The organism is Paraburkholderia lycopersici (assembly GCF_900096975.1).
Classification (GTDB): domain Bacteria; phylum Pseudomonadota; class Gammaproteobacteria; order Burkholderiales; family Burkholderiaceae; genus Paraburkholderia; species Paraburkholderia lycopersici.
Genome location: NZ_FMYQ01000001.1, coordinates 523,365 through 546,666 on the forward strand (window position 1 = coordinate 523,365; position 23,302 = coordinate 546,666).

Consider the following 23,302-nt stretch of genomic DNA (forward strand, 5'->3'; position numbering starts at 1 on the left):
GGCTACACTCTCCCTCGATCGGCGCGCCCCTCCAATGCGCGCCAGAACGCAATGCACCATCGCGCGCGGAGGAGAGCCGGGCTTTCCTCCCTTGCGCTTCCCCGCTTCGCCCCCGCTACGTCGCTTTTTGCCTGCTCGATGGACATCCTCTTCACCGTTCTCATTTTGCTGCTCGCCGTTGCCGTATCGGGCATCGTCACGCGCGTCACGCCCGTCAAGCTGCCGTTGCCGCTCGTGCAGATCGGCATCGGGGCGCTGCTGACGTTTCCGCGCGTGAATCCGCACGTCACGTTCGATCCCGGCATCTTCATGGCGCTCTTCGTTCCCCCGCTGCTGTTCGCCGACGGCTGGCGCATGCCCAAGCGCGAGTTCTTCATGCAGCGCCGCGCGATCCTCCTGCTCGCGCTCGGCCTCGTGCTGCTGACGGTCGTGGCCGTCGGCTACTTCGCGCACTGGCTCGTGCCGCAAATTTCGCTGCCCGTGGCCTTCGCGCTCGCAGCCGTGCTCTCGCCCACCGACGCCGTCGCGCTCTCGGCCATCGCCGGCAAAGACCGGATTCCCGCGCAGCTCATGCACATTCTCGAAGGCGAGGCATTGATGAACGACGCCTCGGGCCTCGTCGCGCTCAAGTTCGCCGTGGCCGCCGCTCTCACCGGCTATTTCTCGCTGCGGGCGGCGGCCGTCAGTTTCGTTTTGATCGCGGCGGGCGGTCTCGCCCTGGGCGCGGCGATCGGCTGGCTCTTCAGCTTCGTTTCCGAGCGATTTCTCAACGTGACCGAAGACGGCGACCCCGCGCCCGGCGTCGTGCTCACGCTGCTGATTCCGTTCGCGGCGTACCTGTTCGCCGAACACCTCGAAGTGTCTGGCGTGCTCGCGGCCGTGTCGGCGGGCATGACGATGAATTACACGAGCGTCGCGCACAAGGGACCGGTGTCGGCACGCGTGCGCGCGACGAGCACGTGGTCGATGATCGAGTTCGTCTTCAACGGCATGGTGTTCACGCTGCTCGGACTGCAGTTCCCCGGCATTCTCGGCCAGGCGCTGCTCGACGCGCACCATACGAGCAACATGCAGATGCTGCGTCTGCTCGGCTATATCGCCGCGGTGCTGGCGGCGCTCTACGCGATGCGCTTCGGGTGGGTGTGGCTGCTGCGCTGGGCGGCGAGCCGCGACGCCGCGCGTCACGGCGTGGCAAACGCGGTGCCTGGCCTGCGCACGGTGGCGATCACGACGGTGGCGGGCGTGCGCGGCGCGGTGACGCTCGCGGGCGTGCTCTCGCTGCCCGTCGCGCTCGCGAACGGCAGTCCGCTGCCCGGACGCGACAGCGCCATCTTCATCGCGACGGGCGTGATCCTCGCTTCGCTGCTGGTGGCGATCGTGGGCCTGCCGCTGTTGCTGCGCGGCGTGCGGCGCGGCGCGCAGGGACCGCACGCGGCCGAGGAGCGCGCCGCGCGCATTCAGGCGGCCCAGGCGGCGATCCGCGCGGTGGACGCGGTGCACGAAAAGGTGAGCGCGGATCTCGACGAATCGCAAGCCGCCCACGCCGCCGACACAACCGCGCGCGTGATGGACACCTACCGCCGGCGCCTCGCGTCGCTCGACGCCGACCGCGACCGCAGCGCGCACGCGCGCCGCGCGGAGGCGCTCGAGCTGGAGATGCGCCTCGCCGCGATGCGCGCCGAACGCGCGACGCTGCTCCACCTGCGCAACCATTCGCAGATCAACGACGAAACGCTGGCGAAGCTGATGCGCGAAGTCGATCTTTCGGAAACGGCGATGACGACGCGCGGACGCAATCGCGGATGAGCGTGCGTTGCGCGCGCCGTGTCTGCCGAGGGAAAGCGCGGCGCCCCGCGACGCCTGATGCGGCGCCGCGCGAGCGCACGAAGCTTAGACCGCCGCTTCCTGCGCCGGCTTGCGACGCAGCAGGGCGTAGAGAATGATCGCGCCGAACGTGGCGGTGCCGATGCCGCCCAGCCCGAAGCCGCCGAGCTTGAGCGAGAAGTCGCCCGCGCCGAGCACGAGCGTGACCGCGGCGACGATGAGATTGCGGTTGTCCGAGAAGTCCACCTTGTTGACGACCCAGATGCGCGCGCCCGTCACGGCAATGAGGCCGAACACGACGATCGAAACGCCGCCCAGCACCGGCCCCGGAATCGTCTGGATGACGGCGCCGAACTTCGGCGAGAAGCCGAGCACGAGCGCGATGGCCGCGGCGATCACGAACACGAGCGTCGAGTAGATCTTCGTCACCGCCATCACGCCGATGTTTTCCGCGTAGGTGGTCACGCCCGTGCCGCCCGCGAAGCCCGAGACGATGGTGGCGAGGCCGTCGCCGATGAACGCGCGGCCCACGTAGCGGTCGAGGTTGTAGCCCGTCATCGCGGAAACGGCCTTGATGTGCCCGAGATTCTCGGCCACGAGAATCACGGCGATGGGCACGAGCAGCGTCATGGCGTGCGGGTCGAACACGGGCGAGGTGAACTTCGGCATGCCGAACCAGGCGGCGTTCGCGACGATCGAGAAGTCGACCGGCTTGCCGAGGCCCATGCCGTTCGTGACGACCGCATAGATCACATAGGCGATCAAAAGGCCGACGAGAATCAGGAGGCGCTGCAGCATGCCGCGCGTGAACACGGCCACGCCGCCCACGCAGAGCACGGTGACGATGGCCATCCACGAATCGAAGGTCGAGCCGCTCACGCCCTTCACGGCGATGGGCGCGAGATTCAGCCCGATCACGCAGACGATCGCGCCGGTCACCACGGGCGGCATGAGCGTTTCGATCCACTTGGTGCCGACGGCCGAGACGAGCACGCCGATCAACGCATAGACGACGCCGCACGCAACGATGCCGCCGAGCGCGACCGGAATGTTGGGGTTATGTCCTTGCCCGCCATAGCCCGTCACGGCGATCACGAGGCCGATGAACGCGAAGCTCGAGCCGAGATAGCTCGGCACGCGCCCGCCCACCACCACGAAGAACAGCAGCGTGCCGACGCCCGACATGAAGATGCAGAGGTTGGGATCGAAGCCCATGAGCAGCGGCGCGAGCACGGTCGAGCCGAACATGGCGACGACGTGCTGCACGCCCATGGCGAACATCTGCGGCCAGGGCAAACGCTCGTCGGGAGCCACGACGCTGCGGGCATCGCCCGTCTGCGCGCGCCAGCGGGGGAAAAAGGAGTCGGACATGGGTTCCTCTTGTCGGCGTGATTTGCGGTCTGGTTTTGATTGTTGGCGCGCACGCAACGATGCAACGGCCGCCCTTGATGCAAGTCAGGCGGCAGTGTACGGAGCCGCAATCGGCGTGGCAAGCCGGATGTAGGGCGCCGGAAACAAAGGCGGCGTCATGGGGAGGATCGCGGGGAAATCGCGGGGCGATCCGCCGTGCGCCAGCCGCGGGGCCGGCTTCACGGGGCCGGCGCTTAAGTCACTGCCGAAGGGCATTTAAGACTCTTCCTATGTCAGCCCCGATGCGCCAAACCTACACTGAGGTTTCTGCACGACTCCACGACAGCTCATGCAGAGGTTGCAAGTTGTAAACTCTCCGACTTCTCCGCTCTTGCCCCCCCGCCTGAGCGGTTTTTTTTTGCCCGCTCGGCTTCGCCGCTCGCGGCCTCCGCCAGTTCCCCCGCGCAATCGCACCCGTCGTCCGGCCAAGCCTCGCTCGCCGGCTCTACGCGGCTTCGCTCAACTGCATCGCGTTCGCAACGCCTTCTCGTCTCTCGTAATCCGGCATGCGCGCTTCGCTGATCGCGGTGGGCCGCCATGCCGCCAGGCGGTTGCCCGCGGCGTAGCGCCCCGGCTTCGCTCGGCGCCAATCAACGCGCTCTCGCACGGTGCGCTCACGCACTGCATAGTCCGACGATTGCGCCCGTCTCGATCCATGCGCGCCACTGGCCGCCGAAGTCGAAAGCCGCGTCGATCTCGAATGCCCGGGCAAGCGCCGAATCGAGCGTCGCGCCATCGCGCAGCGCAACGAAGGCCACGTGCGCGGCGCGCGCGTGCACGAGCACGGTGGGACGCCATTGCGGACGCACCACCAACGCCCATGAAGGCGCAGCGACATGCTCGGGCCACACGCCGCCCGGCTGGTGCGCACGCCAGATTCCCACCGCGTCGAAGCGAAAGGCAAGCGCAGCGCACGCCGGATGCACCACGAGACGCGATTGCGCGAGCCGCTCCGCGCCCAGCGCCTGCCACTGCCGTATGTCGAGCGGCGTGGCGTCGGCCGCGTAGCCGGCAACGTGCAACGACCATTCGAGCCGCGCGACGTCGCCGAAATATGCGTAGCGTGCGTCGGTTTCATAGCGCTCGACGAATTCGGGCAGTCGCGCGCCGAAGCGGTTCAAATCCGCATCGCGCGAAGAATGTTCGCGCGCGTAGGCAAGCGCAAGGGCGTCGAAGTACGCGTCGCCGGCGAGTGCCGCGAGCACCGGATAGGCATTGGCGAGCGCATGTCGCCGCGCCCCGCGCACGTTGCCGCGATAAAGGCCGAGGCGCTCGTGCAATAGCGCGGCATCGGCGGGCAGCATGTGGCTCGCCAATGCGGCGTCGGCGGCCGGATCGTCGAGTGCGGCGGCGAAGGCCTGCTGGATCGCGTCCAGCGTCTCGCGCTCCTTCATGGCCGACGCCCCGCCTCACCATGTCGACCGACGCTTCTAGCGATACGCACCTCGTCGAGCAGCACGTCCAGCGCAGGCAATGCCGTGTCCCATTCGATGAGCGTCGGCGTGGCGCCGAATCGCACGAGCGCCGCCTCATACAGCGACCAGACAGCGGGCGCGACGCGCGAACCGTGATCGTCGATCACGGCGGAGGGTGTCGCGCGATGCCCCGCGAGATGAATCTCGCCTACGATCCGCGGCGGCAGCGCAGCCATTGCCGCGAGCGCGTCCTCACCGTGATTGCACTGGTTGACGTACAGATTGTTCACGTCGAGCAGCACGCCGCAGCCCGTGCGCTGCGCGAGCGCCGCGAGGAATTCGGCTTCGCTGTACTCGTCGCCGCAAAATCTTACGTACGTCGAAACATTTTCGATCAGTACGGTGCGCCTGAGCGCATCCTGTAGCTGCGCGACGCGCGCGCAAAGATGATCGAGCGAGCCTTGCGTGAGCGGCATCGGCAGCAGATCGTGCAGCGCACCTCGCGCGTTCGCGCCCCAGCACAAATGCTCCGAGACGACAGCGGGCTCGATGCGCGCCACCAACCGCGCGAGCTTCGCAAGATGCGCCGTATCGAGCGGCACGGCGGAACCAGGCCCGAGTCCCACGCCGTGCAGACTCACCGGCAAATCGCGGCGCACGGTTTCGAGCACGTGCAGGTCGTAGCCGCCGTCGCCGAAATAGTTTTCGCTGTGGACCTCGACCCAGTCGACGTCGGGCGGTCCCGCCATGAAGGCCTCGTAATGCGCGTGGCGCAGGCCGATCCCCACGCCGCGCGGCGCACTCATCTCGCGCGCCGCGAAAATCGCCTCACCTGTGGCGCTCATTTTTCCGGCGTGCCGCCCAGCTTTTCGCACGTGCCCTTCGGCATGGTTTTGAAGTCGCCCTTGTCGTGATCGACCTTGGCCTGGCCCGCGCAGTCGTGCACGCCGGTCTTGCTCGAGCAGTCGTTCTGGCCGGCCTTGGCTACGCCGTAGCAATTCACGGTGTCGTCCGCATGGGCGACGCCCGCGCCGGCCGTCGTGAGACCCGCCAGCGCGGCGGCAATCAGCGCCTGACGGCCGAGTGAGTTCTTCATGGCGTGTTCTCCTTGAACATCTAAATGAGGTGTCGCAATGCGCGATTGGGATTCCGGCCGCAGCAGCGCTTGCGGCGTCGCGCGCGCTATTTTGCCTCACCACGCCAGGCATCGCCGCAGCCGGCCATCGATCAGCAGGCGAATTATTGCAATTACCGTAACGAAGTTTGATGAGATCCAGTATTTTTCTTTGGAGTACAGCGCAATAAAGTCTCGTCAACGGTTCGAACAATATGATTGTTACGAAACGACCACATAATTTTCGGAGGTTATTACCATGAAGAATCTGATTGCTACTGCACTCGCCGCTACCGTTCTCGCCGCTCCGGCCCTGTCGTTCGCGCAAGCCAACCAGGCGCCCGTGACGCGCGCCCAGGTTCGCGCTGAGCTCGTCCAGCTGGAGAAGGCCGGCTACCGCCCGGGCCTCTCGAGCCCGTACTACCCGCAAGATCTGCAGACAGCGCAGGCACGCGTCGCCCAGCAGAACGGCGCAGCCGAAACCACGGCCTACGGCGCATCGACGAATGGCAGCGTCCAGGCCGGCGACCGCGCGCCGAACATCAAGCCGATCTACTTCGGCCAATAAGCGCGGCTTGCGCGCACCGCGCGCGTTTCGCCCCACGGGCCCGCTCTCCGGATCGAGAGAGAGCGGGCCCGTCGCTTTTTCTGCGCCGCGCCCGCAATTCGCGCGACGCATCCACGAAATACCTCCGCCGCCGGGAAGCCGGCGGTTTTGCCCGGACTGCGGTCCGGGCCTTTTTCCACCTTCGTTTCCCTTCGTCACGCGCCGGTTTGGCCCGCATCGCCGTAAGCGGGTCGAGGCGGCGCCGCGCCGCGCTCAAAAGCCGTGCGTCACGAGCGAGAGCACGGAAAGATCGGGGTGGGTTCCATCGACGATGCTGCGGCCCACATGCACGGCCTCGTCGGTGGCGTCCTGCTCGCTGCGCCAGGTTTCGTCGCCGTCCGCGTGGTAAGTGACCGCGTGGCCCGGCAGCGCGGGATTCGCACCCGGGTGGCAGACATAAGCCATGTAGGTATAGCGGTTCGCGCCCTCATCGGTTGGGGTGGCGCTGACGTGGATCTCGAAGCCTTCGTAATCGACCTGATGCATGGCAAGCGGTTGGGCGCTCATGGTGGCCTCCGGGTGCCGCGGGTGTGCGGCTGCGGGCGATGCCCGACGATGGGTAGCTGCCGGGCTTTCGATATGGGAAGTTTAGGCGATGGGTTTGGCGCGGTGACCTACTATTGCGGGGTGTTCAACCTCGCCTGGAGACCGGCATGGCTTCACATATCGTCCGCCTTCATCGCGTGCTGCGCTCGCCGCCGGAGCGCATCTACCGCGCATTCCTCGACGCCGGCGCGGTCGCGAAATGGCTGCCGCCGAACGGCTTCACCTGCACGGTTCATCACCTCGATGCGAAGGTCGGCGGCCATTACCGGATGTCGTTCACCAACTTCACGACCGGGCTGGGTCATGCGTTCGGCGGCGAATATCTCGAACTCGTTCCGAACGAACGCCTTCGTTACACGGGCGTATTCGAGGATGAGAGCCTGCCAGGCAGCATGCAAACGACAGTGGATCTGCGCTCGGTGTTCTTTGGCACGGAGATGAACGTCGTGCAGGAAGGCATACCGGAGATCATCCCGGCCGAAGCGTGCTATCTCGGCTGGCAGGAGTCGCTGGCCTTGCTCGCGAAGCTGGTCGAGGCGGAGATCGCGCAATGAAAAAAGGGGCGCTTGTGCCCTTGGGCGGAGTCTTGTGTTCGGGGGCGCAATCGTCCTTTCGGTGATCGAATGCGTCGGGGAGCACGGCGCGCGTTCGAAGGATATGGATCGCGTGCGAACCACCAATCGGCGCGGACATCGGCATGACCGCGAAGCCGCGATCGGTAATCCGCCCATTGCTGCATCAGCCGACGGTGGTCATCCAGAGGCCTCTGCGGTTACAGGCCTGACCCAAGCGTCCGGAACACGGTGAGCCAGCTCGGGTTCAATAAACTCCGGCGGGCCGGCTGTGCCGAAATACCCCCGGCTGTCAACGGAAACCGCGATCTCGTAGTGGAAATAAAAAACCCCGCGAGCCTTACGGCGCGCGGGGTTTGCGGAATACTGCGGAACTTCGTGGAATATTTAATGGTGGAGCGGATGAGGATCGAACTCACGACCTTCGCATTGCGAACGCGACGCTCTCCCAGCTGAGCTACCGCCCCAACGAGCCACTGATTTTACACAGCCCTATTCAGTTTTGCCAAGTGTGAAATTTGACCCGAAGCAAAATTACTTCGAAGACGCTCCAGCCAGCACCCAGGTAACCACCGTATGGATATCGGCGGCGCTCATTCCCGGGTGGGAGGGCATAGGAATCGCGCCCCATACACCAGCGCCACCGTCGCGCACTTTCTTCTCCAGCTTGGCCTGTGCCGCGGCATCGCCCTTGTATTTCGCTGCGACGTCTTTAAAGGATGGCCCAACCAACTTGCGATCCACGGCATGGCATCCCATGCACGCATTGGCCTGAGCCACCGCCATCCCATCCGAAACGGCAGCAAAAACCGGCGAAGCGAACCCACCGACCGCCAGCCCCGCCAAGACCCCAGCAACAAGACGCAGCATCACAACGCCCCCGTATTCCCCGACCGCGTAGCCGAAGAATTGGTCACCGGCGCGGGCGCCTGATGCTCGATCGGCTTAGAGGTCACGCCTGCATCCGGCACCGCCCCTACCGTCGGCTCATCTGCCACGGGCGCAGCAGCAGCCGGTGCGCTCGGCGCAGCCGCATTCGCCACCGCCGCCTGCTCAGGCTTGATGTACTGATAGCACTTCACAACCTGCTCTACGCCCATCACCTTGCTGGTCGCATCGGCGGCGATGCTGCCCTCGTCCGGCGTCACGAGTCCCATCAGATAAATCGTGCCGCGCTCGCTCACCACCTTGAAGTTGTTCGCGGAGATGTCCTTGTAGGCAATCAGTTCCGCCTTCACGCGTCCTTCGAGGTACGAGTCGTTCGCGCGTGAGGAGAACGAACTCGCGGGCTGCATCGCCAGCTCGTTGACGATCGACTCGACGTTCGTCACGCCACGCACGATGCTCTCGGCCTTCTGCTTCGAAGCATCGTCGGGCACTTCGCCGGTGAGCAGCACGCGCTGGTTGAACACCGCCACGTTCACATGCGCCGAATCGGGCAATTGCTTGCCCAGATCGGCGAGGGCCTTTACCTGGATCTCGCGGTCCTCCGTTTGCGAGCCTACTGTGCGGCGGTCGGTCGCCACCAGCGCCGTGCCGCCCGCCGCGCCCGCCAGCGCCAGGAAGCAGCCCTGCAGGCTTGCGCAGAGCGAGGCTGCGAAGCCGATCGTCAGCGTGGTCCGTGCCAGCGCGCGCGTCATGCCGTATCTGCTCATCAACTTCCCCTCCCTTCGTCCCACGGTATCAGTCCTCGCCCAGCAGCATCGCGTCGATGCCGTCGCACAGGCAGTGGATAGTTAACAGATGCACTTCCTGGATGCGCGCCGTCCGGTCGCTCGGCACGCACAGGTGGATGTCGGTATCGGCGAGCGCGGCGTTCACTTCGCCGCCGCCCTTGCCGGTCAGCGCGATCACGATCATTTCGCGCTCGTGTGCTTCCTCGATGGCCGCCAGCACGTTTGCCGAATTGCCCGAGGTCGTGATGGCGAGCAGCACGTCGCCGGGCTGGCCGAGCGCGCGCACCTGTTTCGCGAACACCTGGTCGTACGCGTAATCGTTGGCGACGGCAGTAAGCACCGAGGCGTCGGTGGTGAGCGCAAGCGCGGGCAGGCCAGGGCGTTCGCGTTCGAAGCGGCCGATCAGTTCGGCGGCGAAATGCTGGGCGTCGGCGGCGGATCCGCCATTGCCGCATGCGAGGATCTTGCTGCTGTTCGCGAGCGCGGCGAACATCGTATCGACCGCAGCGGCAATCGGGACCGCCAGGGTTTCCATGGCCGCGAGCTTGAGGGCAGCGCTATCGCGGAAGTGCTGTTGAATTCGTTCGACGGACATCGACTCTCTAATCTGTACGGCGGGTATCACAAAATTTCCGCGTGGCGCGGCGTGCCGCAAGTTTAGCGCACTCGAGGGCCTTCATTTTCACCCTTCTTTTTATTGGCCTTGTTTTTCAGCCCCCGTATGCATCCGCGGCGCCGGCGTCGGCATGAAACGCGTCGCGCAGCCACACGAGCCGGCCGCTCTCGAACGCGATCACGTCGAAGCGGCATGCGGGCAGCGTTCGCACTTTGTCATTCGCTTTGTCGTTCGCTTTGTCGTTCACATTGGCGGCGCGCCACGTCGCGAGGAAGTGGCGTGCCGCGCGCAGCACGCGCTGTTGCTTGCGCCATCCCACGCTCGCCGCCGCGCCGCCGAATTCGGGACGTGCGCGCGCTCGCACTTCCACGAATACCAGGGTGCCGTCGCGCTCGCGCATCACGAGGTCGAGTTCGCCGCCTCGACAGTGCACGTTGCGCGCGACCAGTTCCAGACGTTCGCGGCGCAAATACGCAAGCGCGTGAGCCTCGAAGCGCGCGCCCGTCGCGCGGCGTCTGGCATTCGACTGGGCCCGCGCGCTAAAGTTGTCTACGCGTGCGCGGCCGCCGTCTCGTTCGGGCGCGTTCTCGCCCCCGTGGCACAATGGCGGCCTCCTTTCCTGCATTCGCGCGTTCCGTGTCATGGCGTCCCTCTCGTCCCCTTTCGAACTCGCACAGGCCCAGCAGTATCCGGCCGCCACGCTGTACGTCGTGGCAACGCCCATCGGCAACGTCGCCGACATCACCTTGCGAGCGCTGCATGTGCTCGGTCTCGTCGATCGCATCGCCGCCGAAGACACGCGCAACACCGGCCAGCTGCTCGCGCGCTACGGCATTTCGAAACCGCTCATCGCCGTGCACGAGCACAACGAGCGCGAGGCCGCGCAGCGCGTGATCGAGTTTCTGCGCGCCGGCGAGCGCGTGGCCTGCGTCTCCGATGCGGGCACGCCCGGAATTTCCGATCCGGGCGCGAAGCTGGTGGACGCCGTGCGCGCCGCCGGCCTGAACGTCGTGCCGCTGCCCGGCGCTAGCGCACTCGCAACGGCGCTCTGCGCAGCCGGCGACTGGGTATCGACCTTCACGTTCCTCGGCTTTTTGCCGCCCAAGCCGAGGCAACGCGCAGCCGCACTGCAACCGCTCGCTACGCATACGCACGCGATGGTGTTTTACGAAGCCCCGCACCGCATCGCCGAAACCGTGCAGTCGCTCGCCGATGCGTTCGGTCCCGCGCGGCGTATCCTGATCGCCCGCGAATTGACGAAGCTACACGAGTCGCTCTGGAGCGGCACCCTGGCCGAAGCGCCAACGTGGCTCGCGGCGGATGCGAACCGGCAACGCGGCGAGTTCGTGCTGGTGGTGGAAGGCGCGGGCGCGCAGCCGGAAGGCGAAGCCGATCACGACGCGCTCTTGCGCCTGCTGCTGCAGGAAATGCCGCTGAAGGGCGCGGCGAAGGTCGCGGCGGCGCTCACGGGCGCGTCGCGCAATGCGCTTTACGCGCGTGCGCTCGAGCTCAGAGGTGAAGGCGACGAAGAAGAGGACAACTGAGCGGCTGGTCAAAGACAGCCCGGAGCGGCCAAAAAAGCATGCGCCGAAAACCGAAGGGCCGCCCCAAAAGGCGGCCCTTCGCATATGCATCCAACGGTGTCGGCGGTTCCGCTTCGTGCGCGCGCGGCGCATTCAGGCGCCATGCCCGCACGAAACCGCTCAGTGGTCGAGGTTCGAGTTGGCGGCGACCATGTCCGCCTGCGCGGCCTTCGCTTCCTGGCGCGAAAGACCTTCGATGTTCACCTTCGCCGTGCCCGAATGCTGCAGGCCAAGAACCTTGGCGGCGGCATACGAGAGGTCGAGAACGCGGCCGCGTGCAAACGGGCCGCGGTCATTGATCTTCACCACCACCCACTTCGCGGTGCCGGGCACGCTCACGCGCACATACGAGCCAAGCGGCAGCGTGCGGTGCGCGGCCGTGAGCGCCTGCATGTTGAAGCGCTCGCCGCTCGCGGTGCGGCGGCCGTGGAACGCGCGGCCGTACCACGAGGCGCGGCCGATCTGGTGGAACGAGTGGACGTCCGGGCTGCTCTCGTCGATCGCCTCGGCGTTCGCGAGCGAGTTGTCCCTCGCGGTGCCCGATGCGGGCAGCGCCGCGAGCGCGGAGCCGTAGCCCTGCGGCGCGGCGAATGCGGCGTCCTTCGTTCGAAGGGCGTCGCCTGCGGCCTGGTTCTGAGGGCCAGACGGCATGGCGCAACCGGCCAGTGCGGCCACGGCTGCGAGACTCCCGAGTCGTCGTCGAGTCAGTCTAAGGTTCATAACATTGCCATCACGTTTCGAAGCCCGTCCCGCGCCACGTGTGCGCGTGCCGGAAGGCTTCGGCGGTCGCAGGCATGGCTTCGCCATCGCTCGCCAAAAATAAAAAAGGCGAACGCGTGCCCATGCCCGGATGCAGCCCCTAAAGCCGCTAACCGCTAGTTATCTTTCACGTCTGGCGCAGCCTCTCCCCGGCAGCCTGACCAGACCCCACATGCCGCCATCGAACGATGAAGCTTGTTCAGGCGCGCCGGAAACTCACGGCGCACAGGAACGGCGGCGTAGGCCCCACCCAGCGTCACGGCATGCAGGCCGTTGCAGGCGCGCGGCGCCTGGCTGGGCAAGACGTGCGGCATCGAACGGATCGACACCTGATTTGCCATCTTGTAAGGCAGCCTGCTTTTGGCTTGCCCCCAAACGACGGCACTGCTTGACGGCGATGTATGCGACCTCTTTTTTACGAGGGTCACACCGCCCTTTGAAAGCACGGAATCCGTGCGTGTTGGGTCGCATTATACCCAAAAGTTATTCCTGTCACGGTCGCCGCCCACAAATCCCCATGATTTTTCACTATTGATGTAACAAAGCCGTTCGCCTTGCACCGCCACATCCCTTGTCTGACAAGGGATTGAGGCCGACGCCATGCGCGTCGGCGGCGCTTCTTGCACCCCGGTACAATCGGTCTTTTGGCCGGGTATTCTGGCGCGCGTTGCCGCTCTCGAAACGGCGCGCTGCGCCGGCCCGCAAGACCCGAACACCACGAGCCCGCATGAAAGTCACGCTGATTCCCGTCACGCCGTTCCAGCAAAACTGCTCGCTGCTCGTCGATGAAACGACGAAGCGCGCCGCCGTGGTCGATCCGGGCGGCGACCTCGACCGGATCGAGGCCGAGATCGAGCGCCAGGGCGTCCAGCTCGAAAAAGTGCTGCTCACGCACGGTCACGTCGATCACTGCGCGGGCGCCAAGGCGCTCGCCACGAAGTTCGGCGTGCCGATCGAGGGTCCGCAGGAAGACGAACGCTTCTGGATCGACATGCTGCCGCAGCAAAGCGCGCGCTTTGGCTTCGCGCACGCGGAAGCGTTCGAGCCCACGCGCTGGCTTCACGACGGCGACACCGTGCGCTTCGGCAACGAGGAGCTCGAGGTCTACCACTGCCCGGGACACACTCCTGGGCACGTGATTTTCTTCAGCCGCAAGCACCGTGTGGCGATCGTCGGCGACGTACTGTTCGCAGGCTCGATCGGACGCACGGACTTTCCGCGCGGCAATCACGCAGACCTGATCCGCTCGATCCGTGAAAAGCTCTGGCCGCTTGGCGACGACGTCACGTTCGTGCCGGGCCATGGCCCGGTTTCGACGTTCGGCGAGGAGCGCCGTTCCAACCCCTACGTCGCAGATAGCGTGTACCTGGATAAGTGAAACGTACGATGAATCAAGCCACAATTGAGGAAATCTATGTCAGCACCGACGTCGAGGCCGACGGTCCGATTCCCGGCCCGCATTCGATGCTGAGTTTCGCTTCGGCGGCGTACACCGCCGACAAGCGTTTGATCGCCACCTTCTCGGCCAATCTCGACATGCTCGAAGGCGCGGTGCCGCATCCGGTGCAGGCCGCGTGGTGGGAAACGCAGCCCGAGGCATGGGCCGCCTGCCGCAAGGACCTGCAGGACCCGGCGGCAGCGCTCGTTGCTTACGTGGAATGGGTGGAGGCGCTGCCCGGCAAGCCCGTGTTCGTGGCCATGCCGGCCGGCTTCGATTTCACCTTCATGTTCTGGTACATGATGCGCTTCGCGGGGCGGTGTCCGTTCTCGTGGTCGGCGCTCGACATCAAGACGCTCGCGTTCGCGATGACGGGCCTGCCGTACCGCAAGTGCATCAAGCCGCGCTTTCCGAGGCACTGGTTCGACGACCATCCGCACACGCACGTCGCGCTCGACGACGCGATCGAGCAAGGCGCCCTCTTCTGCAACATGCTGGCCGATCTACGCGCAAAGCAGGCGGCGCTGGCGGCTGATGGGGCCGACTCAGGGCAAAACGCCGCGAGCACCCCGGCAAATTAGGTGAACTCCCTCATCGTCGGCGCTTTTCATTGCGCTCTGTTCTCCTGGCCTCTAACATTCAGGAATACAGCGACGCAATGGAGGCGCAGTTGACACTCGATACGTTCTCTCAGAAGATCCTGCGCCTGCTGCAGCTCGACGCGCGCCGCTCGGTTCAGGAAATCTCCGACCAGGTGGGGCTCTCCAGCACGCCTTGCTGGCGCCGTATCAAGGACATGGAACAGTCGGGCGTGATCCAGCGCTACACGGCGCTGCTCGATCGCGAAAAGCTTGGCCTGCACGTCTGCGCGCTCGCGCATATCCACCTCACGCGGCACACCGAAGGCGGCGTCGAAGCCTTCGAGCGCGAAATCGCCACGTGCCCCGAAGTCACCGAGTGCTACAGCACCACGGGCGAATCGGACTACATCCTTAAGATCGTGGCGCCCGACATCAAGGCATACGACACCTTCCTGCACGAGCGCATCTTCCGCATTCCCGCCGTGGCGCAGGTGCGCACGAGCGTCGTGCTGCGGGAAATCAAGTTCGATACGCAACTGCCGCTTTGAACAGCCGAAGCCGCGCGACGCCGGTTCAACTCGCCTCGCGCGGCTTGTCGTGCGCAGCCAGCGCGCCGTGCACATCAAGCGACTGCATCACGTCGAGCCGGCTCGCGCCGAGGCGCGCGCGTAGCGCTTCGAGGTCCACGGACGCAAGACGGCGGGCGTCGTCCGTCGCGGCCAGCACCGCCTGAATCTCCAGCCCCGTGCTCAAGTAGTGCAGCGTCACGGCTTCCACATGCACGCCGTGCCCGGCCAGCGCTTCGCGCAGCCGTGCCGCCACGTCGTTGCGCGGCGGCTGGTTGGCCACGGAGCGCACATGCATGTCGTCTTCGGGATCGACGTGGATCAACGCGTCGAGCACCCGCGAATCGGTGAGCAGCCGCGAGCGCGCCGTTTCGGCGATGTAGTGGCCCTCCGAAACCGAAATCAGCGGGTCGACGAGAATGTGCGCATCCACGAGCGCGAGGTCGCCGGTCTTGCGCGTGCGCATTTCGTGTACGTCGAGCACGCCCGGCGTTTCCAGCAGCAGCGTGCGCAGATCGGCGGCGGCGGCTTCGTCCAGCGCGCGGTCGGAGAGGTCCTGCAGCGCCTCCCAGCCGAACACCCAGCCCATGCGCGCCACCATGAAGCCGACGATGGCGGCCGCGATCGGATCGAGCAGCCGCACGCCCGCGAGGCTGCCTACGATGCCGATCGCGACCACGAGCGACGACGCCGCGTCCGAGCGCGCGTGCCACGCATTGGCGATCAACATGGCCGAACGCACGCGCTGCGCCTCGCGCAGCATGTAACGAAAGAGCCCCTCCTTGGAAACCAGCACGACGAGCGCGACGAACAGCGCGCTCATGTGCAGCGGCGGAATATCTTCGAGATTCGCGATGCGCGTGCCCGCGCGCGCCAGCATGCCGACGCCGACGGCAATCAATAATGCGCCGAGGAATAACGACGCGACGGTCTCGTAACGGCTGTGGCCGTAGTTATGATCGGCGTCCGGCTTTGCGCCGCTGTGCCGGTTGGCCAGCAGCACGACGAAATCCGAGACGATATCGGCCAGTGAATGAACGCCGTCGGCGATCAGCGCCTGCGAATGCGCGAAAAAGCCAATGGTGATTTGCAGCACCACCAGAACGCTATTGACGGCAACACTGACCCACGTGGTCCGGCGCGCGACCTCGTGTTTATCTGATAACGGCGCGGCTGCGGAAGAAGTCATGCGCGGCGAGAGAGCAAATTAGGGAATAACCGCAATTGTAACGGCCGCGTGCGTCGATTTTATGGATATCCCTAAAAATCTCTTTTAAATCAGTTGCCTACAATAACACGAAGCATTCTCATTCCAGCCGCCGATACGCTCGCCCCGTCTGGTCCAGCTTGAGCGATGCGATCAGAAAATCAAAAAGCCGCGCGTCCCCCGGACTGCGCGGCTTCCTGTCTCACGGATCAGCCGATCCGCTGCACGAGCCGGTTTTCGGGCCGGCGCATGCCTCGATTCATGTGCTGCGCCTCGAAAGGCGCGGCGACAAGGCGATTTACTTCTGAATCAGAAAACGGTCGCGGTCCTGACCGGCGATCCAGCGCGGCGGCTTGCCGCGACCGGACCACGTGCTGCCGCTGTCGGGATCGCGATATTTCGGCGCGACGCTCGCACGCGACCGGCTTGCCGCCTTCGCAGCCTTGGCATTGGCGCGGCCGCCGCCCAGTTCTGCGAGGGTAATGCCGTAGTCGGCCATTTTTTGCTTGATTTCATCGAGGACCTCGGCATATTCGCGTGCCTTCGCCTCTTCAATCTGCTTTTCCAGCTTTTCTCGCTGAGCGAGGAGTTCCTTGTAGGAAGACATAGGTGCCCTTGTGGTTGATCATAATGGCTACTGATCTCACGCCAGTATGCCGATTGATAGCTGCTCGCCTCGGAAATCGGTGGCGAGATTAACACAAAATCGAATCGCGGGAGGGACGTGGGCAATAAAAATAATTTAAGCCGGTTTGAAATCCGCCGCCCTTCCCACAAGGGTCTAACTCATTGCCATTTCGTGCAAATCGGTATTTTTACTAAATCCTTCTTTTGCCGGATAAATCTCACATCTCATAATTGGCAACGGATGAAAATTAAATGCCTCGCAATCCGTGAAACATTTCATTTCATGACAACTTTGCGCGAATCGACAGCGTGAAAAGCGATTGCTGCTAAGCAACAAGGACCATCGTTCTGGAAATGCGGGCCAGGTGCGCCGTATGCGCCTAAAAAACCGCCTCAGGATGCATGGCGTTCGATGCAGTCTGCTAGCACCGCATGCAAGGATTGCAGATCGTGTTGCGGCGTATCGAAAACGAAGCGGGTGCGTGCGCCGTCGATCAGGAGATCGGCGCCGTAGCGGTCAACGCCTGCGAGATCCAGCCCGGTGCGCCTTGCGGGGTGAGCCTCGAAAAAGCGGATCAGCGTGGTCTCGTCGGCGGCGGCGAGCGGCTCCAGCACGTCGAGATCGGCGGCATCCATCCAGCCCATCGCGCCAAAGCCGCCGATATAGCGCAGCCGCTCGATCCGCATGGCCCAGAAGGTGAAGTCGCCGAGCGCGAGGTAACGTTCGGCGTCGGGGTGATAGCGCAAGTAGCGCCGCGCCACCGCCGCCTGGCTTGCGGCGGGGACCGCTTCGAAGCGGCCGAGCAGCGTGGCGCGCGGCGCGTTCAGAACGTCGGCATCGGGGGCGTGCGCGACGAGAAAGCCCGCGCGCGGGTCGTCGAGCAGGTTGCGCGTGTGCTCCGCGAGTCGGCTCACGAGTATCACCGGGCGGTGCAGGTCGTCGGGCGCGAACGGCAACAGCGTGGGATATGGAAATCCGCGCGGCTCGCGCGAGTGCGTGGCGAGTGTGCCGGCAGACGTCTGGTGAAGCAAATGCAGCGGAGCGTGGGCGGGAATCTTCAAGGCGCGTCCTCGAACGGCGGATTTTCCCGATATTAGAGCACCTGGCGCAGCAAACGCGGCTCCGGCAGGCCGGCGGCGCGTTCGTTAGAATCATCGTTTGCTTTCGGGCGCCTTCCTGCGCCCCGCCGCCACTTCTGCCCGGAACGCCCAAGTGCCCGACCGCCACACCGAGCCGGCCCTCGCCCTGGCCAGCCCTGCCGCCCATCATCGCGCGCTGCCCGCGGCGAGACGCCACCGCGCGCGCGTCGCCACGATGGCGCTCTTTTTCGTCGCGGGCATGATGTACGCCTCGTGGGGCGTGCACGTGCCCACCGTGCGCGACAGGTTTCATTTGAGTCCGGCGCTGCTCTCGTACGCGCTCTTCGCCGTGGCGGCCGGCTCGATCGCCGCGATGACGACCCTCGGCGGCTGGATCGCGCGCGCAGGCTCGCGCCGCGCATGCCTGACCGGCGGCCTCATCATGTCCGTGTGCGGCGCGCTGATTCTCGCCGTGCCTTATTACTGGATGCTGCTCGTCGTGCTGGCCCTGTTCGGCGTGGGCATGGCCACGCTCGACGTCGCCATGAACGCCGAAGCGAGCGCCGTGGAAGAAGCCGTCGCCAGGCCGGTCATGTCGAGTCTGCACGGCATGTTCAGTCTTGGCGGCATGGCGGGCGCGGCGATCGGCGGCGCGCTGCTCGCGCGCGGCATGGCGCCCGCACTCCACCTCTTTCTTGCGTCGGCGCTGTCGGCGTTCGTGCTCTTCGTCTCGTGTCCCGCCGTGCTGCCGCACGTGCCGCACGCCACGCATGGCGAGCACGCGAAAACCGGCAACCGCTGGCGCACGCCCGCGCTGTGGGCGCTCGGCGCCATCGCGCTCGTCGCGCTGATCGCCGAAGGCGCGATGTACGACTGGGCAACCGTCTATATGCGCGACGTGGTGCTCTCGACGCCCGCGCTCGCGAGCGCGGCGTATGCGGCGTTCTCGGGCGGCATGGCGGCGGCGCGCTTCGCCGGCGACACCGTGCGCGCGCGTTTCGGCGCGCCGCAGCTCGTGCTGGCGAGCGCCTCGCTCGCGTGCGCGGGCATGATCGGCGCGCTCGTGCTGCCGTACCCGTTCACGGCGCTCACGGGCTTCACGCTGATGGGCCTCGGCCTCGCCAACATGATGCCGGTGCTGTTCGCGGCCGCTGCGCGCGTGAAAGGCATCCACGCGGCCGAAGGGCTCGCGCACGTCGCCGGCCTTGCGTATTTCGGCTTGCTGTTCGGGCCCGTCGTGATCGGCGGCATTACGCAGGTGACCAATCTCACGGTCGGGCTCGCCGTCGTGGCGCTGTGCGCGGCGCTCGTCGCGTTCGCGGGGCCGAAGGTGCTGCGGCGGCTGGGAATCTAGAAAGAAGCATCCGGCGCAAAACGCAAAACAAAAAGCCCGCAGGCCGAAACCCGCGGGCTTTCCAGTCGCGAAAGCGAAATACGCCGAACGCGATTTACATCTTCACGACGTCGAGCAGCGACTTCTTGCCCGACTTGTAGTTGTACAGCGAGATCACGCCGTGCTTGAGGTCGCCCTTCGAATCGAAGGTCGTCTCGCCGATCACGCCCTTGTAGTCCGTCGTCGGCATTTCGGCCAGGATCTTCGCCGGGTCGGTCGAGTTCGCGCGCTTCATCGCGTCGACGATGATGTACACGGCGTCATACGTGAACGGCGCGTAGATCTGGATCGGCTGGCCGAAGCGCTTTTCGTACTTCGCTTCGAATGCCTGGCCGCCCGGCATCTTCTCGAGCGCCATGCCGGCTTCCGAGCACACGATGTTGTCGGTCGCGTCGCCGGCGAGGTCCGAGAGCTTGTCGGTACAGACGCCGTCGCCTGCGAGCACCTTCGCGCGCAGGCCGAGCTGCTTGGCCTGCTTCGCGAACGGGCCGCCGGTGGCGTCCATGCCGCCGTACATGATCGCGTCGGGGTTTTCGCCCTTGATCTTCGTGAGAATGGCGCGGAAGTCCACGGCCTTGTCGTTCGTCGCGTCATGCGACAGCACGTTCATGCCGAGCGACTTGGCGGTCTTCTCGAATTCGTTCGCGAGACCCTGGCCGTAAGCCGTCGAGTCGTCGACGATCGCGACGCTCTTCACCTTCAGGCTCTTCGCCGCGTAGTTCGCGAGCGCGGGACCTTGCTGGGCGTCGGTCGCCACGACACGGTAGGTCGTCTTGAAGCCTTGTTGCGTGTAGGCCGGGTTCGTGGCCGACGGCGAGATCTGCACGATGCCCGCATCGCTGTAAATCTTCGAAGCCGGGATCGAGGTGCCCGAGTTCAGGTGACCGACGACGGCAACGACCTTGTCGTCGACGAGCTTCTGCGCGACCTGGGTGGCCGTGCGCGGGTCGGCCGCGTCGTCTTGTGCGTCGAGCGTGAGCGTGACCTTCTGGCCGCCGATCGTGAGGCCCTTCGCATTGATCTCTTCGATTGCGAGACGTGCGCCGTTTTCGTTGTCTTTACCGAGGTGCGCAATGCCGCCCGTAAGCGGCGCGACGTGGCCAATCTTGACCGTGACGTCTGCGCTCGCCACCGTTGCGAACGACGCGAACAGCATGGCCGCAGCGCTGATCGGCAACAGCTTGTGAAGCTTGATATTCATGTAAGTCTCCAGTTTCGAACCCAAAAGCTACGTAATCGCCCAGTGCTCCCGCGCCCCGAACGTGTCGCTCCCCGTGCGGACGACCACGCAGGATGCATCCTTGATGCACCTGGCCAGCATGGCGAATGACCCGTTCATGGCGGGCCGCCCGTCCATACTTGCGCGCAAGTGTAGGTGATCAAATTAATTTGGGGGACTTTTTTCAGATATTGGTGCGAGTACCAATATGCGTTCGGCCACAACGGTTCGAAACCCTGACAAATCGATCGGAAAGCGTTATGTAATGCGGCTCGCGGACACGGTTCCAATTATTGGGCATGCGGCTCCAGGCGCTTGCGAGAACGTTTGGAATGCGCTTCCGGGGCGGCGTGCGCGACGCACGCACCGACTCAAGTAAGCATTCGATTAATTTCGGATACCGATGCGATGCGACCGCGTGTCTCACGACGTGTTGCACCGCGCGGGGCCCGCGCCGGTCGGCCCGAGGAAACGACAGGCGCTGCAGAGGTTGGAGGCCATATGGCAAACTGGCTCCCCGAATTCGCGATGCGCCACGGGCGGCGCGAACTGCCCGCCCCCGCGGCCCACTGCATGACTCTTTGATGAACACGGAGAACGACATGAGCGTTTCGACCAAATGGATCGACATTCCCGCCGGCAATGACAGCTTCGGCGCGTACGTCGCGCTGCCCAAGGGCGGCAAGGGCCCTGGCATCGTCATCCTGCAGGAGATCTTCGGCGTGAACGGCCACATCCGCGACATCGTCGAGCAGTACGCGCTCGACGGCTACGTGGCGATCGCCCCCGACGTGTTCTGGCGCACGGCGCCGCGCGTCGAGCTCGACTACGTCGGCGCCGACCGCGACCGCGGTATCGAGCTGATGCAGAAGACGGACGTCAACCTTGTCGTCGGGGACGTCGGCGCGACGGCGGCCGCGCTGCGCGCGCTGCCCGAGTGCACCGGCAAGGTCGCGGCGATCGGCTACTGCTTCGGCGGGCGTCTCGCGTACCTCGCGGCGGCGAGCGGCTCGCTCGATGCAGCGGTGTCCTACTACGGCGGCGGCATCCAGAATCAGCTCGACCTCGCCGACAAGGTTACCAGGCCGATCCTGTTCCACTACGCCGAGCTCGACCACGGCATTCCGCTCTCGGCCGTGGGCCAGGTGAAGGAACGTTTCGCGGGCCGCCCGAACGCCGAGTTCCACCTGTACCCGAACGCCGATCACGGCTTCAACTGCCCGGTGCGCGCGTCGTACAACCAGCATGCCTCGGCGCTCGCGCATGGCCGCACGCTGAGCTTCCTCGCCGGGCATCTGTAATACCGCGGTCCGGCCGGTGTCCGCTGCCTCGCCGCGGCCCGGACATCGCGGTGCGCACGCCCGCATTCCTGCATCGGCGCGCGTGCATGATCGGCGTCGGCGGGCGCGGCATCTTTCGCCCGCTCGCGTTCCCGCCGTACGCGCTTCACCTGAGCTTCGACGCTTGCCCCAACCCGACGACGAGGAGTGCGTGCCTTGCAGTCCGACTATCTGGAATACGACGCCATCGGCCTCGCCGATCTCGTGCGCCGCCGCGAGGTGAGCGCGCGCGAGCTGCTCGACACCGCCATCGCCCGCGCGGAAGCCGCCAATCCGGCCATCAACGCCATCGTCCTCAAGGACTACGAGGCGGCGCGCCAGCGCGCGCTGCGCATCGAGGCGACCGGCGACGGCGTCGAGGCGCTCAGCGACGGTCCGCTCGCGGGCGTGCCTTTTCTCGTGAAGGACCTCGGCGCGGCGGTGGCCGGGCTGCGCATGACGTTCGGCAGCCGCCATTACCGCCACTACATTCCGAACGCCGACGCGCCCGTGGTCACCCGCTTTCGCGCGGCGGGCCTGAACATCTTCGGCAAGACGAGCGCGTCCGAACTCGGGCAGATGCCCTACACCGAGCCCGAGCTGTTCGGCCCGTGCCGCAATCCGTGGAATCTCGACCATACGCCGGGCGGGTCGAGCGGCGGCGCGGCCGCCTCGGTCGCCGCGGGCATCGTGCCGCTCGCGCATGCGTCCGACGGCGGCGGATCGATCCGCATCCCGGCGTCGTGCTGCGGGCTCTTCGGGTTCAAGCCGTCGCGCGGGTTCCAGCCCGCTTCGAACGCGCCGGCGCCGCCCGGCGCCCTGGGCGTCGATCTCGCGGTGTCGCGCAGCGTCCGCGACAGCGCGCTCACGCTCGATCTGATCGCCGGCGATCCCGCGCTGGCGCCGGGCGCGCCGGGCACCTTCCTCGCCGCGGCGCGCGAGCCGCTCGACGGCTCGAAGCCGCTCTCCATCGCGCTCCTGTGCGAGCCGATGTTCGCGGACGCGCTCTCGCCCGACGTGCGCGGCGCGCTCGACGACGCCGCCGAACTGCTCGCTTCGCTCGGCCATCGCGTGGAGCCGTACTCGCTGCCCGTCGATTACGCGGCGGCGCGCGAGGCGTTCCTGATGCTGTGGTCGGTGGTGGCCGAGCAGTACGTGCTGAACGCCGACGACATCACGGGCACGAAGCCGCGCCGCCAGGAGTTCGAGATCGCGACGTGGGCGATGGCGCACATCGGCCGCAAGCTTGGCGAGCGCGAGCTGCCGGCCGCGCTCGACGTGCAGCAGCGCATCACCGCGCAGCTCGCCGACCTCATGAAGCGCTACGACGTGCTGCTGTGCCCGACGCTCGCCGCGCCGCCGGTGAAAATCGGCGAGCTCAAGCCGAGCCAGAGCGAGCGCATGCAGATGCGCGCGGTCACGGCCGTGCCGGTGGAAGTGCTGATGAGAAAGCTGCTGACCGAAGCCTCGAACAAGGCATTCGCGTGGGCGGGCTGCACGGAGCTTTTCAACCTGACGGGGCAGCCGTCGATGTCGGTGCCGCTCGCGTGGAACTCGCGCGGGCTGCCGATAGGCGTACAGTTCGCCGCGCGTGAAGGCAACGATGCGCTATTGCTGCGCCTCGCGGCGCAACTGGAGGCGGCGCGCCCGTGGTTCGGCCGGCGGCCGCCGCTGCTGCAGGCGCGACGCTAGCGCGCCTGCTCCTTCACGAACGAAGCGGGCGCACGTCGATACGCGCTGCGCCGCTTCG

General features: G+C 65.8%; 25 protein-coding genes and 1 tRNA gene. 11 read left to right on the forward strand and 15 right to left on the reverse strand.

The window, feature by feature from the left end; genetic code table 11:
* Positions 1–138: 138 nt before the first annotated feature.
* Positions 139–1,806 carry a Na+/H+ antiporter gene (locus BLU17_RS02290; RefSeq protein ID WP_091993830.1) on the forward strand — a complete coding sequence of 556 codons (1,668 nt, stop codon included), beginning with the start codon at positions 139–141 and terminating at the stop codon, positions 1,804–1,806.
* A gap of 84 nt (positions 1,807–1,890) precedes the next feature.
* On the opposite strand, the gene BLU17_RS02295 is transcribed toward BLU17_RS02290, so the two are convergent.
* The 4 genes from BLU17_RS02295 to BLU17_RS02310 all read right to left on the reverse strand — a co-directional run bounded on the left by BLU17_RS02295 (position 1,891) and on the right by BLU17_RS02310 (position 5,745).
* Positions 1,891–3,195, reverse strand: coding sequence for a solute carrier family 23 protein (locus tag BLU17_RS02295; protein ID WP_091993833.1), 1,305 nt, complete (start codon positions 3,193–3,195; stop codon positions 1,891–1,893).
* Positions 3,196–3,848: 653 nt separating this feature from the next.
* Positions 3,849–4,628, reverse strand: coding sequence for an HvfC/BufC N-terminal domain-containing protein (locus BLU17_RS02300; protein WP_091993835.1), 780 nt, complete (start codon positions 4,626–4,628; stop codon positions 3,849–3,851).
* The gene (bufB, locus tag BLU17_RS02305) at positions 4,625–5,494 is read right to left on the reverse strand and encodes an MNIO family bufferin maturase (protein ID WP_245746686.1); all 870 of its coding nucleotides are present in this window, start codon (positions 5,492–5,494) and stop codon (positions 4,625–4,627) included. Before bufB ends, BLU17_RS02300 begins: the two co-directional genes overlap by 4 nt.
* On the reverse strand, positions 5,491–5,745 hold the full coding sequence (locus tag BLU17_RS02310) for a BufA1 family periplasmic bufferin-type metallophore (RefSeq protein ID WP_091993837.1): 255 nt from the start codon (positions 5,743–5,745) through the stop codon (positions 5,491–5,493). The genes bufB and BLU17_RS02310 overlap by 4 nt, the downstream gene beginning before the upstream one ends.
* Positions 5,746–6,022: 277 nt before the next feature.
* Here BLU17_RS02310 and BLU17_RS02315 point away from each other — a divergent pair, with 277 nt between their 5' ends.
* Positions 6,023–6,331 (forward strand): DUF4148 domain-containing protein, encoded by a 309-nt coding sequence (locus BLU17_RS02315; RefSeq protein ID WP_091993839.1) that lies wholly within the window; start codon positions 6,023–6,025, stop codon positions 6,329–6,331.
* Positions 6,332–6,583: 252 nt separating this feature from the next.
* On the opposite strand, the gene BLU17_RS02320 is transcribed toward BLU17_RS02315, so the two are convergent.
* A complete protein-coding gene (locus tag BLU17_RS02320; RefSeq protein ID WP_091993841.1) occupies positions 6,584–6,877 on the reverse strand; it encodes a hypothetical protein in 294 nt (97 codons plus the stop codon).
* 146 nt (positions 6,878–7,023) lie between these two features.
* Here BLU17_RS02320 and BLU17_RS02325 point away from each other — a divergent pair, with 146 nt between their 5' ends.
* A complete protein-coding gene (locus tag BLU17_RS02325; protein ID WP_091993844.1) occupies positions 7,024–7,470 on the forward strand; it encodes an SRPBCC family protein in 447 nt (148 codons plus the stop codon).
* Positions 7,471–7,879: 409 nt separating this feature from the next.
* Here the strand turns inward: BLU17_RS02325 and BLU17_RS02330 are convergent.
* The 5 genes from BLU17_RS02330 to BLU17_RS02350 form a co-directional block, all read right to left on the reverse strand.
* Positions 7,880–7,955 (reverse strand) — tRNA-Ala (locus BLU17_RS02330).
* Between the two features lie 67 nt (positions 7,956–8,022).
* Positions 8,023–8,358, reverse strand: coding sequence for a c-type cytochrome (locus BLU17_RS02335; protein WP_091993847.1), 336 nt, complete (start codon positions 8,356–8,358; stop codon positions 8,023–8,025).
* Entirely contained in the window at positions 8,358–9,143 is a 786-nt protein-coding gene (locus BLU17_RS02340) for a BON domain-containing protein (RefSeq protein ID WP_091993850.1), read from the reverse strand. Before BLU17_RS02340 ends, BLU17_RS02335 begins: the two co-directional genes overlap by 1 nt.
* A 28-nt stretch (positions 9,144–9,171) precedes the next feature.
* On the reverse strand, positions 9,172–9,759 hold the full coding sequence (locus BLU17_RS02345; RefSeq protein ID WP_091993852.1) for a phosphoheptose isomerase: 588 nt from the start codon (positions 9,757–9,759) through the stop codon (positions 9,172–9,174).
* Between the two features lie 115 nt (positions 9,760–9,874).
* Positions 9,875–10,405, reverse strand: coding sequence for a YraN family protein (locus BLU17_RS02350; RefSeq protein WP_245746687.1), 531 nt, complete (start codon positions 10,403–10,405; stop codon positions 9,875–9,877).
* Between the two features lie 16 nt (positions 10,406–10,421).
* Between BLU17_RS02350 and rsmI the strand changes: the two genes are divergently transcribed.
* On the forward strand, positions 10,422–11,324 hold the full coding sequence (gene rsmI, locus BLU17_RS02355; RefSeq protein ID WP_091993858.1) for a 16S rRNA (cytidine(1402)-2'-O)-methyltransferase: 903 nt from the start codon (positions 10,422–10,424) through the stop codon (positions 11,322–11,324).
* A gap of 159 nt (positions 11,325–11,483) precedes the next feature.
* Here rsmI and BLU17_RS02360 read toward each other — a convergent pair whose 3' ends face one another.
* The gene (locus tag BLU17_RS02360) at positions 11,484–12,083 is read right to left on the reverse strand and encodes a septal ring lytic transglycosylase RlpA family protein (protein WP_091993860.1); all 600 of its coding nucleotides are present in this window, start codon (positions 12,081–12,083) and stop codon (positions 11,484–11,486) included.
* A gap of 766 nt (positions 12,084–12,849) precedes the next feature.
* Between BLU17_RS02360 and BLU17_RS02365 the strand changes: the two genes are divergently transcribed.
* The 3 genes from BLU17_RS02365 to BLU17_RS02375 all read left to right on the forward strand — a co-directional run bounded on the left by BLU17_RS02365 (position 12,850) and on the right by BLU17_RS02375 (position 14,689).
* Complete coding sequence (locus BLU17_RS02365) at positions 12,850–13,500, forward strand: MBL fold metallo-hydrolase (RefSeq protein WP_091993863.1); 651 nt, start codon at positions 12,850–12,852, stop codon at positions 13,498–13,500.
* 8 nt (positions 13,501–13,508) lie between these two features.
* The gene (locus tag BLU17_RS02370) at positions 13,509–14,141 is read left to right on the forward strand and encodes a 3'-5' exonuclease family protein (RefSeq protein WP_091993866.1); all 633 of its coding nucleotides are present in this window, start codon (positions 13,509–13,511) and stop codon (positions 14,139–14,141) included.
* 77 nt (positions 14,142–14,218) lie between these two features.
* Positions 14,219–14,689, forward strand: a complete 471-nt coding sequence (locus tag BLU17_RS02375; RefSeq protein WP_174480071.1) for an Lrp/AsnC family transcriptional regulator — start codon at positions 14,219–14,221, stop codon at positions 14,687–14,689.
* Positions 14,690–14,714: 25 nt separating this feature from the next.
* Here BLU17_RS02375 and BLU17_RS02380 read toward each other — a convergent pair whose 3' ends face one another.
* Positions 14,715–15,896, reverse strand: a complete 1,182-nt coding sequence (locus tag BLU17_RS02380) for a cation diffusion facilitator family transporter (protein WP_091993870.1) — start codon at positions 15,894–15,896, stop codon at positions 14,715–14,717.
* A gap of 158 nt (positions 15,897–16,054) precedes the next feature.
* Here BLU17_RS02380 and BLU17_RS33000 point away from each other — a divergent pair, with 158 nt between their 5' ends.
* Entirely contained in the window at positions 16,055–16,222 is a 168-nt protein-coding gene (locus BLU17_RS33000) for a hypothetical protein (RefSeq protein ID WP_176928889.1), read from the forward strand.
* On the opposite strand, the gene BLU17_RS02385 is transcribed toward BLU17_RS33000, so the two are convergent.
* Both BLU17_RS02385 and BLU17_RS02390 read right to left on the reverse strand, forming a co-directional pair.
* Positions 16,213–16,521, reverse strand: a complete 309-nt coding sequence (locus tag BLU17_RS02385) for an H-NS histone family protein (RefSeq protein WP_091993872.1) — start codon at positions 16,519–16,521, stop codon at positions 16,213–16,215. The genes BLU17_RS33000 and BLU17_RS02385 overlap by 10 nt on opposite strands.
* A gap of 413 nt (positions 16,522–16,934) precedes the next feature.
* Entirely contained in the window at positions 16,935–17,603 is a 669-nt protein-coding gene (locus BLU17_RS02390) for a HugZ family pyridoxamine 5'-phosphate oxidase (RefSeq protein WP_091993874.1), read from the reverse strand.
* 115 nt (positions 17,604–17,718) lie between these two features.
* Between BLU17_RS02390 and BLU17_RS02395 the strand changes: the two genes are divergently transcribed.
* Positions 17,719–18,975: an MFS transporter gene (locus tag BLU17_RS02395; RefSeq protein ID WP_342713798.1), complete on the forward strand. Its 1,257-nt coding sequence runs from the start codon at positions 17,719–17,721 to the stop codon at positions 18,973–18,975.
* Positions 18,976–19,069: 94 nt separating this feature from the next.
* Here the strand turns inward: BLU17_RS02395 and BLU17_RS02400 are convergent, their stop codons facing one another.
* Positions 19,070–20,215, reverse strand: a complete 1,146-nt coding sequence (locus tag BLU17_RS02400; protein WP_091993881.1) for a branched-chain amino acid ABC transporter substrate-binding protein — start codon at positions 20,213–20,215, stop codon at positions 19,070–19,072.
* 620 nt (positions 20,216–20,835) lie between these two features.
* On the opposite strand from BLU17_RS02400, the gene BLU17_RS02405 reads away from it, so the two are divergent.
* Both BLU17_RS02405 and BLU17_RS02410 read left to right on the forward strand, forming a co-directional pair.
* Positions 20,836–21,534 (forward strand): dienelactone hydrolase family protein, encoded by a 699-nt coding sequence (locus tag BLU17_RS02405; protein WP_091994204.1) that lies wholly within the window; start codon positions 20,836–20,838, stop codon positions 21,532–21,534.
* 195 nt (positions 21,535–21,729) lie between these two features.
* Entirely contained in the window at positions 21,730–23,244 is a 1,515-nt protein-coding gene (locus tag BLU17_RS02410; protein WP_091993884.1) for an amidase, read from the forward strand.
* Positions 23,245–23,302: the final 58 nt, after the last annotated feature.

Bases quoted from the DNA above. Each gene is read 5' to 3' on its own strand.
- BLU17_RS02380 (WP_091993870.1), bottom strand. From the start codon at position 15,896: ATGACTTCTTCCGCAGCCGCGCCGTTATCAGATAAACACGAGGTCGCG.
- BLU17_RS02345 (WP_091993852.1), bottom strand. From the start codon at position 9,759: ATGTCCGTCGAACGAATTCAACAGCACTTCCGCGATAGCGCTGCCCTC.
- BLU17_RS02320 (WP_091993841.1), bottom strand. From the start codon at position 6,877: ATGAGCGCCCAACCGCTTGCCATGCATCAGGTCGATTACGAAGGCTTC.
- BLU17_RS02400 (WP_091993881.1), bottom strand. From the start codon at position 20,215: ATGAATATCAAGCTTCACAAGCTGTTGCCGATCAGCGCTGCGGCCATG.
- BLU17_RS02325 (WP_091993844.1), top strand. From the start codon at position 7,024: ATGGCTTCACATATCGTCCGCCTTCATCGCGTGCTGCGCTCGCCGCCG.
- BLU17_RS02310 (WP_091993837.1), bottom strand. From the start codon at position 5,745: ATGAAGAACTCACTCGGCCGTCAGGCGCTGATTGCCGCCGCGCTGGCG.
- BLU17_RS02375 (WP_174480071.1), top strand. From the start codon at position 14,219: ATGGAGGCGCAGTTGACACTCGATACGTTCTCTCAGAAGATCCTGCGC.
- BLU17_RS02360 (WP_091993860.1), bottom strand. From the start codon at position 12,083: ATGAACCTTAGACTGACTCGACGACGACTCGGGAGTCTCGCAGCCGTG.
- bufB (WP_245746686.1), bottom strand. From the start codon at position 5,494: ATGAGCGCCACAGGTGAGGCGATTTTCGCGGCGCGCGAGATGAGTGCG.
- BLU17_RS02295 (WP_091993833.1), bottom strand. From the start codon at position 3,195: ATGTCCGACTCCTTTTTCCCCCGCTGGCGCGCGCAGACGGGCGATGCC.
- BLU17_RS02370 (WP_091993866.1), top strand. From the start codon at position 13,509: ATGAATCAAGCCACAATTGAGGAAATCTATGTCAGCACCGACGTCGAG.
- BLU17_RS02300 (WP_091993835.1), bottom strand. From the start codon at position 4,628: ATGAAGGAGCGCGAGACGCTGGACGCGATCCAGCAGGCCTTCGCCGCC.
- BLU17_RS02290 (WP_091993830.1), top strand. From the start codon at position 139: ATGGACATCCTCTTCACCGTTCTCATTTTGCTGCTCGCCGTTGCCGTA.
- BLU17_RS02315 (WP_091993839.1), top strand. From the start codon at position 6,023: ATGAAGAATCTGATTGCTACTGCACTCGCCGCTACCGTTCTCGCCGCT.
- BLU17_RS02340 (WP_091993850.1), bottom strand. From the start codon at position 9,143: ATGAGCAGATACGGCATGACGCGCGCGCTGGCACGGACCACGCTGACG.
- BLU17_RS02350 (WP_245746687.1), bottom strand. From the start codon at position 10,405: ATGCAGGAAAGGAGGCCGCCATTGTGCCACGGGGGCGAGAACGCGCCC.
- BLU17_RS02385 (WP_091993872.1), bottom strand. From the start codon at position 16,521: ATGTCTTCCTACAAGGAACTCCTCGCTCAGCGAGAAAAGCTGGAAAAG.
- BLU17_RS02335 (WP_091993847.1), bottom strand. From the start codon at position 8,358: ATGCTGCGTCTTGTTGCTGGGGTCTTGGCGGGGCTGGCGGTCGGTGGG.
- rsmI (WP_091993858.1), top strand. From the start codon at position 10,422: ATGGCGTCCCTCTCGTCCCCTTTCGAACTCGCACAGGCCCAGCAGTAT.
- BLU17_RS02405 (WP_091994204.1), top strand. From the start codon at position 20,836: ATGAGCGTTTCGACCAAATGGATCGACATTCCCGCCGGCAATGACAGC.
- BLU17_RS02365 (WP_091993863.1), top strand. From the start codon at position 12,850: ATGAAAGTCACGCTGATTCCCGTCACGCCGTTCCAGCAAAACTGCTCG.